Source organism: Rickettsiales bacterium (assembly GCA_033762595.1).
GTDB lineage: Bacteria > Pseudomonadota > Alphaproteobacteria > Rickettsiales > UBA8987 > JANPLD01.
In genome coordinates, this window is record JANRLM010000098.1 from 13,295 (window position 1) to 27,618 (window position 14,324).

A 14,324-nucleotide genomic window follows, 5' to 3' on the forward strand; every position below is an offset into this window, starting at 1 on the left:
TAAATAAAACTTGTTTTTGTGAGTGAAGAAAAATTAAAAAACGCCATTAAATCTAAACCAGAAGTAAAATCTGAAATATCAGATTGGCAAGAAAAACATTCTCCACTGCAGGAAGAATTGCACATAAAATATAACCCTTCTGAAAAGGGGGCAAAAAATCATTTGGAGGCAATTCTTGCCGATGTTAATGAGGAAAGCAAAGTGATTGAAGAGCATCTCAACAAAGAATATAATCTCAAAAATCTTGCATTAAATAATTTGGATTTTCTGGGTGATTTAGGCGATATTGGCGTTGGTAAAGTTTTCCTTAGTAAATCAGAAGCCGAAGCAGAAAAAAAGCACCAAGAGGAACTCAAAAGACAAAGGGAAACAGACGCTTATAATAAGAATAGGGATTTTTAAGGAGTGTTCACTAAATATAGCTTTACAGAAAATTGTCACCCCGCACTTGTTGCGGGGTTAAATATAAAACACGCTCAAAACTTAGGTCTAGGAACACTTTTACCCATTAACCCCGCAACAAGTGCGGGGTGACAATTGGCGTTTAAGGAGCTAAAATCTATGTTTTATAATTAGAGTAGGTTTTTAACCTTAAAAACCTATTGACTAACTGCAAAAAAGCAGTAATAAAACCCTTAATTAACGAATATTTGGTAAAGAAAATGCCTGCAAGATGCAAAATTACAAATAAGAAACTTTCTGTTGGTCATAAAGTTTCTCACTCTAACATTAAAACTAAAAGAACTTTTAATGTTAATTTGCAAACTTTATCTTTCTTTAGCGATACGCTAAATAGCTCAATTAGGCTTTCTGTTGCTGCAAGCACGATTAGAACCATTGAGAAAAACGGCGGTATTGATGCTTATCTATTAAATGCTGCATCTAAAAACCTTTCTGATGAAGCTAAAATCTTAAGAAAGAGAATTAAGAAAACTCAAGAAAAAGCTGCAAAAGCCAGCTAGTTTTCATATTTTCATATCAAATTTTCCAATTAAGCCCATTGCTAAATCTAAAAATGTGAAGCGGTTTCTGAGGAATACTGAATTATAAAATGCATTCTGAAATTGCTCATTATTCCAGCCAAGATGCTTATATGTGAAAGGCCCTTTTATATGTTTTAATTTATCTTCAATATCATCGGCTGATATATAATGAGATAAAATTTTCTCTCTAAGATTTTTCCACTCAGATTTTAATCTGCGATTAATTTCTTCACATTTTGCATCGCCAATTTCCTTATTTTTAATTTCTGAAATTAATTTTGCACCAATTTCCTCACCAAAATTTTTAAGAATTGGCCGTTGCGTATGAATAATTGGGTTGATTTGCAATTCATCTAATTGCAGAATTTTCTCTTGCAATTTTGCGACCGCAATAGTGGTTACTGCAATTTGTTCGCCGTGGTAAGTGTGCGGGATCTCCTCTTTATACATCATTTCAATATAGTGGGAAATAAGATGCTCCGCCCCGCTTGCAGGTGCTGATGAGCCTGCTAAATGCATTCCAAAACCTGAGAGAATTAGAACACGAGAGAGGGTTTTCATCGCCTCAAAATCTCGTGCGAGAATTTTATTAGAAACTTTTAATAAATTAGAAAATTCATCTTTAAGAATATCATAAATAAATTCATTATATTTCGTGCCGAAAACAAAATTTGAAAGTAGCCAATCTGCCCTTGCAGTGTAAGTTGCCAAGCTATCCCCAAAGCCAGAGATTATAAGCCTTTCAGGGGCAAGCACTAAAATATCAATATCCATAAAAATGGCAATTGGTAGGTGGGCCTCTAAAGACTTTTTAAGCCCCTCAACTTCAATAGATGCCGTTGAAGAAGTATAGCCATTAACCGAAGGTGCAGTTGGAACAACAATATAATCCTTCCCCATTTTATAGGAGGAATATTTGCATAAATCGTTTATCGTGCCAGAGCCAACCGCTATTAGCAAATCACAATTTGCGGAGTAAGCACTTACCAAGTCAACATTTTCAATGCTTGCATTAATATTATCTGGGATAATTACTGAATAAACTTGAAATTGCTTATTACTTGCAAGCATAGATTCCAAAGCTGCACCTGCAACAAGGTGGGTTCTATCATCACTAACGATTGCGATTTTTATATCTTTTTTATTAGAGAAATAATTTTCTAAAAAATTCGGTAGATGTTTTATCGCACCACTAGAAATTTCAATTTTACGTGTTGTGATAGGTTTTGCATTTAATTCTTCTGGAATTGATAATTTTCCAGTTATTAAATTTTCTATAATAGGCACAGCAAAAAATTATGATAAAAAATATTTCTAAAATTTTAGCGATTTCAATAATTATTTCATCTTGCTCTTTATATAAGCAGGAAGAAGTTACTGAGGAAGGATTTTCCAAATGGCTAGATGGTTTTAAGCGGGAAGCTAGTAAAAATGGTATCTCATCTGCAACATTTGATGATGCATTTGAAAATATTACGCTCAACAAAAAAGTAGTTGAACTTGATACTAAACAGCCAGAAAGAAGGGGCGATTTTAGATTCGCAAATTACAAAGAAAGGGCGGTTACAAAGCAAAGAATTAGTGAGGGCAAGCAAAAACTAAAAGAGAACTATAATTTACTTTCTCAAGTTGAAAAGAAATTCGGTGTTCAAAAAGAATTTATCGTAGCGCTTTGGGGTATTGAAACAAATTTTGGCGGTTATACTGGGGATTTTTACATTCCAAGATCTCTCGCTAGTTTAGCTTATGAGGGTAGAAGAAGGGATTTCTTCAAAAATGAGTTATTATATTCTCTCAAAATTTTACAAGATGGCCACATAGATAAAGATAATTTCAAGGGCTCTTGGGCGGGTGCAATGGGGCAATGTCAATTTATGCCAACCACTTTTGCAAGACATGCTTATGATTTCAACCAAGATGGTAGAAAAGATATTTGGCACACTAAAGCAGATATTTTCGCATCGGCAGCAAATTATTTAAGTTCTCTCGGCTGGGAAGGAAATGTTGGCTGGGGAAATAGAGTTTCTATTCCAAAAAATTTCAATAAAAATTTAATGGGCAGAGATAAAACTAAAAAAATTTCTGAGTGGCTAAAATTGGGCGTTAAAAATATTGATAAGAAAAGCCTTCCTCACCCTGATTATAATGCATCACTAATAGATGTTGATGGTGAAAATGGAAATGGAAGTGAAGTTTATCTTGTATATAAAAATTTCAAAAATATTATGGATTGGAATAGATCAACCTACTTCGCAACAAGCGTTGGTATGATTGCTGATGAGTTGAGTATGTCAGCCAAAAGATAATTTCAAACTACTTAATGAGGTTTAGAATGAATAAAATTTGCTCTTTAGTTATATTGGTTTTGATTGCAAACCTTATAAATGCTTGCACACCAAAACCAAAGCCAGAATTCAAAATTGGCAAACCTTATTCAGTTGAGGGTGTAAAATATATTCCGGCAATTCCAAAGCCAGATTTTCAAGAAGTTGGTAGAGCTTCTTGGTATGGTGGCTCATTTCATAATCGCTTAACTGCAAATGGTGAGTTATTTAACAAAAACTTTTTAACGGCAGCTCACAAAACTTTGCCACTTCCTTCAATAGTTACGGTAACAAATATTGAAAATGGCAAAAAGGTAAATGTTAGAGTTAATGATAGAGGGCCTTTTGTAAAGGGTAGAGTTATTGATGTTTCAGAGGCTGCTGCAAAAGAGCTTGGTTTTTACGCTCAAGGTAGTGCAAAAGTTATGGTTGAATTTAACCGAGAAGAAAGCCTTAAAGCCTTGGACTCGGTTTCGATCAGCCTAGAAGATCGAGAGCTGATCTCAAACCAACTCAAAAGCCAAGTAGATACGGCGTCATCTTCGCAAAAATCAACAAAGTCATCTTCAAGCCAGAAAGAGGCAGAGGAGAAATCAGAAGTGAAAAAAGCAGCTTCCCAAGCCCAAGTAGAATCATCTTCAAACCAAGAAGGTAATAAAAAATGGGTTCCAGCGGAAGTAGTTGAAGAAAAAAACAAGCCAAAATCGATTAGATATGCTGAAGCTCTAAAGCAAAAAAATCCTGAAAAAGAAGTAACTTATGATTTTAATAATAAAAAAACTGAATCAATTAAGTGGCGTGCAATTCAGCTTGGGGCTTTTTCAAGCAAGAAAAAAGCTGAAGAATTGCTTTCAAAATTAAGCGATTATAAAAATGCTGAGATTCAAGAAGCTCAAGTAAATGGTGTTATGTTTTATAGGGTGAGAGTTACTGGCTTTGAAAATCTAGCAACCGCTAATGAAGCTCTTAAATCTTTACAAAACTCAGGATATAAGGAAGCTTTTTTAACTAAATAAATCTTTTGCATCTGCAAAATGCTTTATTATAAAGATTTTCAGCGTTGATAAATAATATAAGATAATAGTCACTTAACCAAAAATTGTCACCCCGCATTTATTGCGGGGTTAAAGGTTGAAATCTTCTCAAAACCTAAGGTTGAGCATGTTTTTTGGTTAACCCCGCAATAAATGCGGGGTGACACTAAGAGTAAAGATGAGATAATTCCTATATATCTACTTTATTAATGCCTAATTTTATAATCCTAGTTCTTTAATAATATGAGAAATTCTATAAAATCTTTATTTTTCCTTGCGTTTTTTTATCTTTTATTAGTTTCTAATTCAGCTTATTCGCAAGTAAATTTTCAATCTGATGCTCCTTACGCAGTTTTAATGGATTTCCAAACGGGTGATATTCTATATCAAAAAAATGCTGATGTAAAAATTGGCCCATCTTCAATGACAAAAGTTTTAACCTCTTACATAGTGTTTGATTATATTAAAAAGGGTAGAATTTCTTTAGATGACACCTTCGCAGTTTCAGCAAATGCAAGAAGTATGGAAGGATCAAGAATGTTTATTGAGCAAGGTTCAAATGTTCGCTTAGAAGATTTATTGCGTGGTATAATTATTCAATCTGGTAATGATGCTACAACTTGTGTTGCTGAGGGTTTAAGCGGAAGTGAAGAAGCATTTGCTGAGGAAATGAATTTATACGCTCAAAAACTAGGAATGAAGAATTCTAATTTCAAAAACTCTAATGGTTTGCCTCACCCAGAGCATTTTGCAAGCGTTAAAGATTTGGCTATTTTAGCAAGATCTTTAATTACAAATTTTCCAGAATATTATCATTATTATAGTGAAACTGAATTCACATATAATAAAATAAAGCAGATGAATAGAAATGTTCTGCTTTATAGGCCGAATTTAGGTGCTGATGGCTTAAAAACAGGGCATACTGCTAGTGCTGGCTATGGAATTATTTCCTCAGCGATTCAAAAAGGTAGAAGAGTTATTGCGGTTGTAAACGGCCTTAAAACAATGAGGGACAGAATTACTTCAGCCGAAAAATTATTATGGTATGGCTTTAATCAATTTCAAAATCTAAGATTATATAATCAAGATGAAGTTATTGATACAGCAAAAGTTTGGGGCGGAAAAGTAAAGGAATTGCCACTTTCAAGCAATGTTCCAGTTGATATTCTGCTTAAAAAATCTGAGAAATTCCGCACTAATTATAAATTAGAGGCTCAATATAAACAGCCTTTAACCGCACCAATTACCAAAGGCGATAAAATAGGAAATTTAGTTCTATATGCTGATGGCTCAAAGGTGAAGGAGTGGCCTTTATTTGCCTCTAGTGATATTGAAGAAGCAAGCTTTTTTGAAAAAATCTCTGAAAAATTATCTTATTTTCTAGGTAAGATTTTGTAGGGTTAATTTTGATTTTTGAATCCCCGCTTCCGCAGGGATGACAAGTAAGATTTACTTTAATTTTTCACACAAATACCACTTTTGATTTGGCTTACCATTATTAAGATAAGCGATATAAACCCTTCGCTTAAAAAATTTTAGAAAAGAAGTTTTATATTTTCTAAATTTTCCTTGATTGAGAAATAAATTTTCTTCTGCTTGAAAAGTATAATCTTTATTCGTTTCTATTGCGCCCATTTCCTTTAACTTTTCAATATCTTTCCCACCACCCGCTGTAGAAATTTCTTCAACGGAGAAAATTTTTGATAAAAAAACTAAAGGTACACTAAACTTAAAGTCCATAATCAAGCCGCCAAAGTTTCGACTTTATCTGTAACTGCTAATTCTTCAACTTTCCAAGGTAAACCTTGTTTTGCAAGCTCGGCCAAAAATGGATCTGGATCAAACTCCTCAACATTCATAACGCCATTGCCTTTCCATAAGCCTTTTGCGAGCATAATCGCACCAGTTAATGCTGGAACGCCCGTTGTGTAAGAAACTGCTTGTGCTTTCACTTCTTGATTGCACATTGCGTGATCACAAACATTATAAATAATATATTTCTTAGTTTCGCCATTTTTAACACCTTGAATAACACACCCGATAGAAGTTTTTCCGCTATAATTTTCAGCGAGTGAAGATGGCTCAGGCAATAGAGTTTTCAAAAATTCAATAGGAATAATTTCAACGCCATTATGTTTTACTGGGTCAATGCGTGTCATTCCGATATTTTGCAGAACATCAAGGTGCTTGATGTAATTATCAGAGAAAGTCATCCAGAAGCGAATACGCTTCAAGCCCTTGATATTCTTAACTAGAGACTCCAACTCCTCATGATAAATTAGATAAGATTTTTTATCGCCAACTTCAGGATAATTAATCATTTTTGAAATTGAAAGTGCTTTAATATCAACCCACTTGCCGTTTTCCCAATATTTTCCATCTTGCGTAACTTCACGCAGATTTATTTCAGGATTGAAATTAGTTGCAAACGCCTTGCCGTGATCACCAGCATTGCAGTCAATTATATCAATGTAGTGAATCTCATCAAATAAATGTTTCTGAGCATACGCACAGAAAATATTCGTTACACCGGGATCAAAACCGCAACCAAGAACAGCAAGTAAATTTTTATTTTTGTATCTTTCTTGATAAGCCCACTGCCAGCTATATTCAAATTTCGCAACATCTTTAGGCTCATAATTTGCAGTATCAACATAGGTAACGCCTGTTTCCAAACAAGCATCCATTATTGGTAAATCTTGATAAGGCAGTGCCATATTCACCAGAATATCAGGCTTAACTTTATTTATAAGGGCAACTACTTGCTTAGAATCATCAGCATCCACCTGCGAGATTTCAATCGCTCGAGAGCCTTTAATTAAGGCCGCTTCCTTCTGCACTTTTTCACATTTGCTAAGCGTTCTACTAGCCAAATGAATTTGTGAAAAAACATCACCATTCAAAGCTGCTTTTTTAGCAACAACGCTTCCCGCAGCACCCGCACCGATTATAAGTAGTTTAGTCAATTTATTACCTCGAACTATTTGAGTTAAAAAGCCTAGGGTTAACCTAGAAATTCACATATATAACTATGCGGGGGTTTTTCAATAAGAAATTTGAGCTATTTTAATGCTTGCTTTTGTATGACATTTGTCATACAATATTAAAAAACTAACAAGGGTTAATTTTATGGCAAAAACAGCAGTAATAAATGTAAGGGTTGAACCAAAAGCAAAAAATAAAGCAGAGAAAATCCTAGCTAAAGTAGGGCTTTCAATCTCTGAGGCAGTCAATATGTTTATAGCGCAGGTGAATAATCATAACGGCCTGCCATTTGAGGGCAAAGTGCCGAATAAAAGACTCAGAAAAACTATAGAAGAAATTGAAGTAGGTAAGGGATTAATTAGGGTTAATAATGTTGAAGAAATGTTTAAGCAATTAGAGGCATAAATGTTAAATTTAGTTTATAAAAATAGTTTCAAAAAAGACTTTAAGAGAATAAAAAAGCGAGGAAAGGATTTATCAAAACTTAAGGAAATTATAGATATTCTGCAATATAAAAAGCCCCTTCATATGAAGTATCGTAATCATAAACTTACAGGAAATTGGGAGGGCTATTGGGAGTTACACATAGAGCCAGATTGGCTTTTGATATATAAAATAGAGGTAAATGATTTGATTATTTCTGCTTCAGGCACGCATGCTGATCTTTTTGAATAAAGAAACTAAAAAGTTAGAATAATCTAATAATTTGTTGTATAATAAGTTATGAAAAATTTACAATTTAACACAATTTGCAAGCTGATTTTTGGTTTAGTAATTGCTATTATTATTCCGTTTGATGTTCTTGCAACTCAACCTCCTGAGAAAACTCTCTATGAAGAAATTTGCGATATTAGGCAAATGTTTTGTGGCGGTGCAGCACTTGGCTTAGTTGCTGGAATCATTGCAATTCTTGGCTTTATGATGTTCAAGGGAAAGTTGAGCATGGGGCTTTTGCTAACTACAATAGTTGGGATTGTAATATTTATTTCAGCTAATATTTTGGTAGAAGCAATTTTTAATCCACCAGCAGGTGCAGGGGTTGTTCAGGCATGTGAATGTATATCATAAATTTATGAATTTAATTTTCAAAAATATTTTTCTTTTCAACTTAGCAATATTATTTTTGCTTATACCTGAGCTTTCATTTTCTGATCCCGCCCAATCTGAACTAGCTGGAAAAATTTGCGATATTAGGCAATTATTTTGCGGTGGCGTAGCACTAGCTGTTGCAAGTTTCGCGATATTAGCGATTGGTTTTTTAACTTTAAGGGGGGGCGTGCATTGGAGCTTGCTTTTAATTGTAACAATAGGCATTATTTTATTTATATCAGCTGATGCTTTCGTGAGTGATTTATCAGGTGGCACAGTTGATGTTAATTGCCAATGTATGTGATTTAGTGAATAAATTATTACAAAAAATTTTCAAACTTAAAAAGCCCATTTTGAAAGATGCGGAAGAGGTTTTATCCGCAATTTCTGATGTCGTTTTTAACTCTTCTCTTGATATTTATCGTCATATTTACACTCTACCAAATTCAGATAAAACTGGTTATGAGGAAGAAAACATTACTAGAATGAAAAATGTTAGGGAATCAATTAGATTAATCATAAAATATGAAGGTGATGTAAACTCTTTTAGTGAAGAGGAAAAAGAAATTTACCTTCCATTAATGCAAGAAGGTGCGATTTATTATGATGATTTAGTTAGAGTTTTAGTTGAACATCACGATGATATTTCAGAGGCAAATCACCTTTTTGAAATTCACCCAGAGCTTCATAATTACATTCCAAAGCAATATGATAACTCAAGACAAGTTATAGAAGTTTTAATTGAGTATATCAGAAATTATCAATGGTTGCTTGAGAGATTCGTAAATAAATATTTTTCTGAGAGTGAGGCTAACTAACCAATCTTTTGTAATAAATTACACTCGCTAGAAGCAACACTGAATTTATTTGGTGAGCTGAGGCAGTTATAATCGGCACTTGGTAAAGCAAAGTATAAATTCCTAAAACTATCTGAACAAAAACTAAAATATGCATAATATTTGCAATTTTTCTAAGTTTTTTTGGTGCAAATTCTTTTTTTGAAGCTTTTTTACTTTTAATTAAAAGTAATAATATTGCTCCAAACACAGCAAAAGCAAGCCATCTATGAATAAACTGAATAGCTGATAGATTTTCTAAAACTGAGATTAAGCCTTTATCAAAAGTATATTCCGGCAAAAATTCACCATTCATACTTGGCCAAGTGTTATAGATTAAGCCACCATCAAGCCCGGCTAAAAATGCACCATAAATAATTTGAATGAATAGCAAGACCAAAACCCAATTAACTATTTTATTCAATTTTATAATATGAATATTATGTTTTTCTTTTTGAAAACCAAGGTAAGTAAGGGCATACCAAAGAAGTAAACAGAAAATTAGTAAAGCCATTGAAAGGTGAGCTGCTAACCTAAAATGGCTAACATTTGGGTTATCAATCAGCCCACTTTGAACCATATACCAGCCTAGAACCCCTTGTATTCCGCCTAAAAGAAAGATTCCAAAAAATTTTTTGCTTTCAGAAAATGAAATTTCTTTGCGATATAAAAAATAAACTAACGGCAGAAAAAATACTAAACCAACAACTCGCCCAAGTAATCTGTGAGCATATTCCCACCAAAAAATATACTTAAATTCATCAAGGCTGATTGAATAAGTTTTAATTTTATATTCAGGTGAAGATTTATAGAGCGAAAATTCTTCATTCCATTCCGCATCAGAAATTGGCGGAATTGTGCCGTGAATTGGCTTCCAATAAACAATAGATAGCCCAGATTCAGTGAGTCTTGTAAGCCCACCAACAATCACCATCGCTAAAACTAAAAAGGCTGAAATCAAAAGCCAGATTGCAATTTTTTTATTTCCGTTCATAGTTTTTGTAAATTAATATTATATAACAATATATGAATAAAAATTTTAGTAAATATTGGCTTTTTATTGGATTTACTGCCCTTGCAATCTCAGGAATTTTCGCCATTTTCCTTGTGCTTGGAAGATCACCTTATTTCACCAATTTAATTCCTCATATTGATTTTTTTAGATCAGCACTTACCATTCACGTAAATTTATCAGTGCTAATTTGGTTGCTTAGTATATTTTCAGCAATAGGTTTTTTAAGTATCCAAAAAAATTTCTTTCTTGCAAAAATTCCTTTATTTCTTGCAGTATCCGCAATAGCAATTCTCACTTTTAGCATTTTTGATTTTAACTCAAAAGCATACATAAATAATTATGTTCCATTTACTGAAAGTAAATTTTTACAATTTGCGATTTACCTTTTTATTTTTGCAATTTTTATAAATGCAATTTTGATTATTGCTGATTTTAATTTCTCTCATAATGCTTATATTTCAAGCTTTTGCGGCTCAATAATTTTTATATTAAGTGTTTTTTCTTTAGTTAAAACTTACAATATTTTAACCAGTCAAGAATTCAAAAATCTATTTTTTGAGGCTGATTTTTATGAAAAATTATTCTGGCCTTTTGGTCATATTTTAATGTTTTTATATTCAGCAATTGCAATTTATGCGTGGTTCACTATTGCGATGTTAATAGCCTCAAAACTTGGTTATACGGCGAATCTTAGATTAAAAAAAGGTTTAGAAATTTGCCAAATTACAAATTTATTTTGTGCAATAATTGCTGTACCAATTTGCTTTTTATATAAGCCAAGCGATTTTGAATTTACTGATTTATATACAAAACACATGATATATTTTGGCGGTTTTTCAAGCTCTTTAGCGATAATTTTAACCGCTAAAGAGTTTTTCAAAATTTTCAAATTTAATGATAATCATAAATTTATTTTCTATAATTTCTTTTGGTCTGTGCTGTTATTTTTAAGTGGCGGTTTTATCGCACTCTTAATTGAAGGCTCAAATACTAAGATTCCCGCTCATTATCATGGCTCAATAATTGGTATAAGTTTAGCTTTGATGGGCTTATCTTTTTATTTTTTAGAAATTTATGGCTATAAAATAATCGCAAACCATTTTATAAAATATCAAGCTCACCTTTATGGTTTAGGGCAGATAATCCACATTACTGGCCTTGCGATTTCAGGCGGCTATGGTGCGTTAAGAAAAACGCCTGCGGTTATGCAAAGTTTTGAAGGTAAATTCTATATGGGTTTAATGGGATTTGGCGGTTTTCTTGCAATTATTGGCGGTTTTTATTTTATAGTTGCCGTTCTCAAAATTTTGCGTAATGAAAGATATGGTTAGTAACAAAAAAAATTTAACTATGAAAAAAATATTTTTATCAATATCAATATTTTGCTTAATTTGCTTTTTGCAAAATAATGTCTATGCACAAAATGCTGTTCAAACAGAAGCTCCAGTGGCTACACCAACTGCAACAACTACTAATAACTTAAATGAAAATACAGAAATGAAAAAAACTACTAAAAAGAAAATGAAAGAAGCAATTGAAGATTCTGTTGCTACTGAAAATACTGAAGCTCAGCCCAATTCAGAAGCTAATGAGAAGCTAGAAAACATCATAGTTTTAGAACTTAAAGATGGCCCTGTAATTATTGAATTAAAGCCAGAAATTGCACCAAACCATGTTGAGAGATTTAAGCAACTTACAAGACAAGGTTTTTATGATAATATAGTTTTCCATAGGGTGATTGATGGCTTTATGGCTCAAACTGGTGATCCTACTGGCACTGGTAGAGGCGGTAGTGGGCAGAATATCAACTCAGAATTTTCTGATGAAAAACATGTGAGAGGAACTTTATCAATGGCTCGTGCGGCTGATCCTAACAGTGCCGATAGCCAATTTTTCATTATGTTTAGTGATGCACCTCACCTTGATGGAAATTATTCAGCTTTTGGTCAAGTTATTGCTGGTATGGATAATGTTGATAAAATCAAGCGTGGCACTGGTGCAAATGGAATGGTTTCTAACCCAGATAAAATTATTAAAATGAGGGTTGCGGCAGATATTCCACAAGCGGAATTGCCAGCTTCTTTAAGGGGTGAAGATGCAGATGCAGTTGATGCAAATAATGTAACTTCTGGGGCAACTGATGCAACTCCGGCAGCACCTGCAACTCAAGCAGAGCAATCTGCGCCGGCTGATGCAAAAGCGAAATAATAAAATTAAAATTGGCATATTGGGGGGGTCTTTCAACCCCCCACATAAAGGGCATCTATTTATATCCGAGTTTGTTTTCAAAAAATTTGGACTAAAGAAAATTATCTGGTTAGTTTCTCCACAAAATCCTCTCAAAAATAATTACAAAAATTTAGAAGAAAATTTCCTCCAAAGATTTGCTAATTGTAAAAATTTTACAGCAAAAAATAATTATATTGAAGTTAGCGACGCAGAATATAAATTTTTCAGACATAATAAAAAATTTTTCACGATTGATTTTCTAAAAAGATTTTCAAAATTAAATAAGAATTTTGAAATAAAATTTATTATCGGTGCAGATAATTTAATAAATTTTCATAGCTGGAAGAATTATAAAGAAATCTCAAAATTTTGTGAGATTATCGCGGTTAACAGAGTGGATAATAATTTTAATCTAAAATATAAAGCACAAAAATCTAAATTTGGAATTTCAGGAAAATATAAATTTGTTAATTGTAAAACTATAGATATTTCTTCAACTAAAATTAGAAATAAAAATTTTTCTTAAAGTTTTTATAAAAATAATGTTTCTCACCTAAGTTTTTGATATTAAAAAATTTCATTGCTACACAAAAATTTTCTAAAATTTTTTTGAAAAAAACTATCAAGATTTTCTGCCGAAAATTTTGTCAATAGTAAATATTTTATAAAATAATTTTATTTCTATTTACCTACAAATTTTTTTTGCTAAATTAATTTTCTGCTTTTAATTAAGTCTTTGAAAGTGGCTTGCAAAGCTGAGCTCAAGATTTAATTGTTTTAATACAATAGGTTAAAACTTTGTTTTTTGAATATGAATAATTCTCTATTTTTTCCTGAAGAAATTTTAGCGAGAGATGCATTTCAAATTCTTAAAAATGAAAAAAATTCTTACCTAATTGATGTTAGAACTTTACCTGAATGGAGTTTTTCAGGTTTACCAAATTTAAGTGAAATTAATAAAGAAGTTTTGAGAATTTCTTGGTTGTTTTATCCTAAAATGGAATTTAATTCTGAATTTGCAAACCATTTGCAAGAAGAAATTTCTGATAAAGAAAGCAAATTATTTTTTCTCTGCAAAGTTGGTGGCAGATCATTTGATGCGGCAATTATGGCAAAACAGCTTGGCTATAAAAATAGCTACAATGTTACAAATGGCTTTGAAGGTGAAAAAGACGAGATGGGTAGAAGGGGTTTTATAAATGGTTGGAAGGCCGAGGGCTTGCCTTGGTTTCAAAGTTAATTTTGATTTTTATTTAGGCGTGTAAATGATAGAAATTAAAAATACATATTCTAGCAATTTGGAAATAGAAAGTTCTTTGCAGAAAATCTGGCAGGATTTTTGCACTAAGTTTTCTTCTTTGAAAGGTGATTCTATTTTTCATAGCTGGATAAAGCCACTTGAAATATCTGAAATAAATTCAGGATTTGTTGAAATAAAATGCCCATCAAGATTCGTAAAAAATTGGGTTTTATCTAATTATTTATCAATTATTGAGAAAATTTTTGCTGAAATTATTTCTGATTTCAAAAGAGTTGATTTAATAGTTGCAAAGCCACATCCAACAACTATCGCTACAATTTTGGAAAAACAATCTGAGCAAATATTTTCTGAAAATACTACAAGCCAACAATTAAATTTGCCTATCGCAAAAGAGAATTTTTTTGAGAATTTTCTTGCTAATAAATTAGATGCAAAATTTACTTTTGATAATTATTCTTCATTTGAAAATAATATCTTAGCTTTTAATGCATGTTATAATATCGCCTGTAATTCTGAGGGTTTTGAGGATATTAACCTCCTTTTCATCTGCGGTAAAATGGGTTTGGGA

19 protein-coding genes are annotated in these 14,324 nt (G+C 32.4%); 15 read left to right on the forward strand and 4 right to left on the reverse strand.

Features of this window, described 5'->3' with window-relative positions; translation table 11 throughout:
- The first annotated feature begins 18 nt into the window (after positions 1-18).
- Together SFT90_06960 and rpmB are read left to right on the forward strand one after the other, a co-directional pair.
- Positions 19-402: a hypothetical protein gene (locus SFT90_06960; protein ID MDX1950218.1), complete on the forward strand. Its 384-nt coding sequence runs from the start codon at positions 19-21 to the stop codon at positions 400-402.
- A gap of 260 nt (positions 403-662) precedes the next feature.
- Positions 663-962, forward strand: coding sequence for a 50S ribosomal protein L28 (gene rpmB / locus SFT90_06965; protein ID MDX1950219.1), 300 nt, complete (start codon positions 663-665; stop codon positions 960-962).
- A gap of 3 nt (positions 963-965) precedes the next feature.
- Here rpmB and SFT90_06970 read toward each other — a convergent pair whose 3' ends face one another.
- Entirely contained in the window at positions 966-2,270 is a 1,305-nt protein-coding gene (locus tag SFT90_06970; protein ID MDX1950220.1) for a sn-glycerol-1-phosphate dehydrogenase, read from the reverse strand.
- An 11-nt stretch (positions 2,271-2,281) separates the two neighbouring features.
- On the opposite strand from SFT90_06970, the gene SFT90_06975 reads away from it, so the two are divergent.
- The 3 genes from SFT90_06975 (at position 2,282) to SFT90_06985 (ending at position 5,739) form a co-directional block, all read left to right on the forward strand.
- Positions 2,282-3,289, forward strand: a complete 1,008-nt coding sequence (locus SFT90_06975) for a lytic murein transglycosylase (protein ID MDX1950221.1) — start codon at positions 2,282-2,284, stop codon at positions 3,287-3,289.
- A gap of 26 nt (positions 3,290-3,315) precedes the next feature.
- Positions 3,316-4,323 carry a septal ring lytic transglycosylase RlpA family protein gene (locus tag SFT90_06980; GenBank protein ID MDX1950222.1) on the forward strand — a complete coding sequence of 336 codons (1,008 nt, stop codon included), beginning with the start codon at positions 3,316-3,318 and terminating at the stop codon, positions 4,321-4,323.
- 261 nt (positions 4,324-4,584) lie between these two features.
- Positions 4,585-5,739: a D-alanyl-D-alanine carboxypeptidase family protein gene (locus SFT90_06985; protein ID MDX1950223.1), complete on the forward strand. Its 1,155-nt coding sequence runs from the start codon at positions 4,585-4,587 to the stop codon at positions 5,737-5,739.
- 51 nt (positions 5,740-5,790) lie between these two features.
- Here the strand turns inward: SFT90_06985 and SFT90_06990 are convergent, their stop codons facing one another.
- Complete coding sequence (locus tag SFT90_06990; protein MDX1950224.1) at positions 5,791-6,081, reverse strand: hypothetical protein; 291 nt, start codon at positions 6,079-6,081, stop codon at positions 5,791-5,793.
- Between the two features lie 2 nt (positions 6,082-6,083).
- On the reverse strand, positions 6,084-7,307 hold the full coding sequence (locus SFT90_06995) for a saccharopine dehydrogenase family protein (GenBank protein ID MDX1950225.1): 1,224 nt from the start codon (positions 7,305-7,307) through the stop codon (positions 6,084-6,086).
- A gap of 163 nt (positions 7,308-7,470) precedes the next feature.
- On the opposite strand from SFT90_06995, the gene SFT90_07000 reads away from it, so the two are divergent.
- Genes SFT90_07000 through SFT90_07020 form a run of 5 tightly spaced genes read left to right on the forward strand, consistent with a single transcriptional unit; the run spans position 7,471 to position 9,233 of the window.
- Positions 7,471-7,731 carry a type II toxin-antitoxin system RelB/DinJ family antitoxin gene (locus tag SFT90_07000; protein ID MDX1950226.1) on the forward strand — a complete coding sequence of 87 codons (261 nt, stop codon included), beginning with the start codon at positions 7,471-7,473 and terminating at the stop codon, positions 7,729-7,731.
- On the forward strand, positions 7,732-8,001 hold the full coding sequence (locus SFT90_07005) for a type II toxin-antitoxin system YafQ family toxin (GenBank protein ID MDX1950227.1): 270 nt from the start codon (positions 7,732-7,734) through the stop codon (positions 7,999-8,001).
- Positions 8,002-8,049: 48 nt separating this feature from the next.
- Entirely contained in the window at positions 8,050-8,394 is a 345-nt protein-coding gene (locus SFT90_07010) for a TrbC/VirB2 family protein (protein MDX1950228.1), read from the forward strand.
- 4 nt (positions 8,395-8,398) lie between these two features.
- The gene (locus tag SFT90_07015; GenBank protein ID MDX1950229.1) at positions 8,399-8,719 is read left to right on the forward strand and encodes a TrbC/VirB2 family protein; all 321 of its coding nucleotides are present in this window, start codon (positions 8,399-8,401) and stop codon (positions 8,717-8,719) included.
- 4 nt (positions 8,720-8,723) lie between these two features.
- The gene (locus SFT90_07020; GenBank protein MDX1950230.1) at positions 8,724-9,233 is read left to right on the forward strand and encodes a hypothetical protein; all 510 of its coding nucleotides are present in this window, start codon (positions 8,724-8,726) and stop codon (positions 9,231-9,233) included.
- Here SFT90_07020 and SFT90_07025 read toward each other — a convergent pair.
- Complete coding sequence (locus SFT90_07025; protein MDX1950231.1) at positions 9,226-10,245, reverse strand: COX15/CtaA family protein; 1,020 nt, start codon at positions 10,243-10,245, stop codon at positions 9,226-9,228. The genes SFT90_07020 and SFT90_07025 overlap by 8 nt on opposite strands.
- A 32-nt stretch (positions 10,246-10,277) precedes the next feature.
- On the opposite strand from SFT90_07025, the gene SFT90_07030 reads away from it, so the two are divergent.
- The 5 genes from SFT90_07030 to SFT90_07050 all read left to right on the forward strand — a co-directional run.
- On the forward strand, positions 10,278-11,597 hold the full coding sequence (locus SFT90_07030) for a hypothetical protein (protein ID MDX1950232.1): 1,320 nt from the start codon (positions 10,278-10,280) through the stop codon (positions 11,595-11,597).
- Between the two features lie 19 nt (positions 11,598-11,616).
- Positions 11,617-12,474: a peptidylprolyl isomerase gene (locus SFT90_07035; GenBank protein MDX1950233.1), complete on the forward strand. Its 858-nt coding sequence runs from the start codon at positions 11,617-11,619 to the stop codon at positions 12,472-12,474.
- Complete coding sequence (gene nadD / locus SFT90_07040) at positions 12,458-13,021, forward strand: nicotinate (nicotinamide) nucleotide adenylyltransferase (GenBank protein ID MDX1950234.1); 564 nt, start codon at positions 12,458-12,460, stop codon at positions 13,019-13,021. The genes SFT90_07035 and nadD overlap by 17 nt, the downstream gene beginning before the upstream one ends.
- Before the next feature lie 285 nt (positions 13,022-13,306).
- Complete coding sequence (locus SFT90_07045) at positions 13,307-13,735, forward strand: rhodanese-like domain-containing protein (GenBank protein MDX1950235.1); 429 nt, start codon at positions 13,307-13,309, stop codon at positions 13,733-13,735.
- A 25-nt stretch (positions 13,736-13,760) separates the two neighbouring features.
- Positions 13,761-14,324 (forward strand): DnaA N-terminal domain-containing protein (locus SFT90_07050; protein MDX1950236.1); only part of this gene is annotated, 564 nt, incomplete at its 3' end.

What these genes read in the sequence shown, in the direction of transcription:
- rpmB (MDX1950219.1), top strand. Translation starts at nt 663, where the DNA reads ATGCCTGCAAGATGCAAAATTACAAATAAGAAACTTTCTGTTGGTCAT.
- SFT90_06975 (MDX1950221.1), top strand. Translation starts at nt 2,282, where the DNA reads ATGATAAAAAATATTTCTAAAATTTTAGCGATTTCAATAATTATTTCA.
- SFT90_06980 (MDX1950222.1), top strand. Translation starts at nt 3,316, where the DNA reads ATGAATAAAATTTGCTCTTTAGTTATATTGGTTTTGATTGCAAACCTT.
- SFT90_06985 (MDX1950223.1), top strand. Translation starts at nt 4,585, where the DNA reads ATGAGAAATTCTATAAAATCTTTATTTTTCCTTGCGTTTTTTTATCTT.
- SFT90_06990 (MDX1950224.1), bottom strand. Translation starts at nt 6,081, where the DNA reads ATGGACTTTAAGTTTAGTGTACCTTTAGTTTTTTTATCAAAAATTTTC.
- SFT90_07000 (MDX1950226.1), top strand. Translation starts at nt 7,471, where the DNA reads ATGGCAAAAACAGCAGTAATAAATGTAAGGGTTGAACCAAAAGCAAAA.
- SFT90_07005 (MDX1950227.1), top strand. Translation starts at nt 7,732, where the DNA reads ATGTTAAATTTAGTTTATAAAAATAGTTTCAAAAAAGACTTTAAGAGA.
- SFT90_07010 (MDX1950228.1), top strand. Translation starts at nt 8,050, where the DNA reads ATGAAAAATTTACAATTTAACACAATTTGCAAGCTGATTTTTGGTTTA.
- SFT90_07015 (MDX1950229.1), top strand. Translation starts at nt 8,399, where the DNA reads ATGAATTTAATTTTCAAAAATATTTTTCTTTTCAACTTAGCAATATTA.
- SFT90_07025 (MDX1950231.1), bottom strand. Translation starts at nt 10,245, where the DNA reads ATGAACGGAAATAAAAAAATTGCAATCTGGCTTTTGATTTCAGCCTTT.
- SFT90_07030 (MDX1950232.1), top strand. Translation starts at nt 10,278, where the DNA reads ATGAATAAAAATTTTAGTAAATATTGGCTTTTTATTGGATTTACTGCC.
- SFT90_07035 (MDX1950233.1), top strand. Translation starts at nt 11,617, where the DNA reads ATGAAAAAAATATTTTTATCAATATCAATATTTTGCTTAATTTGCTTT.
- nadD (MDX1950234.1), top strand. Translation starts at nt 12,458, where the DNA reads ATGCAAAAGCGAAATAATAAAATTAAAATTGGCATATTGGGGGGGTCT.
- SFT90_07045 (MDX1950235.1), top strand. Translation starts at nt 13,307, where the DNA reads ATGAATAATTCTCTATTTTTTCCTGAAGAAATTTTAGCGAGAGATGCA.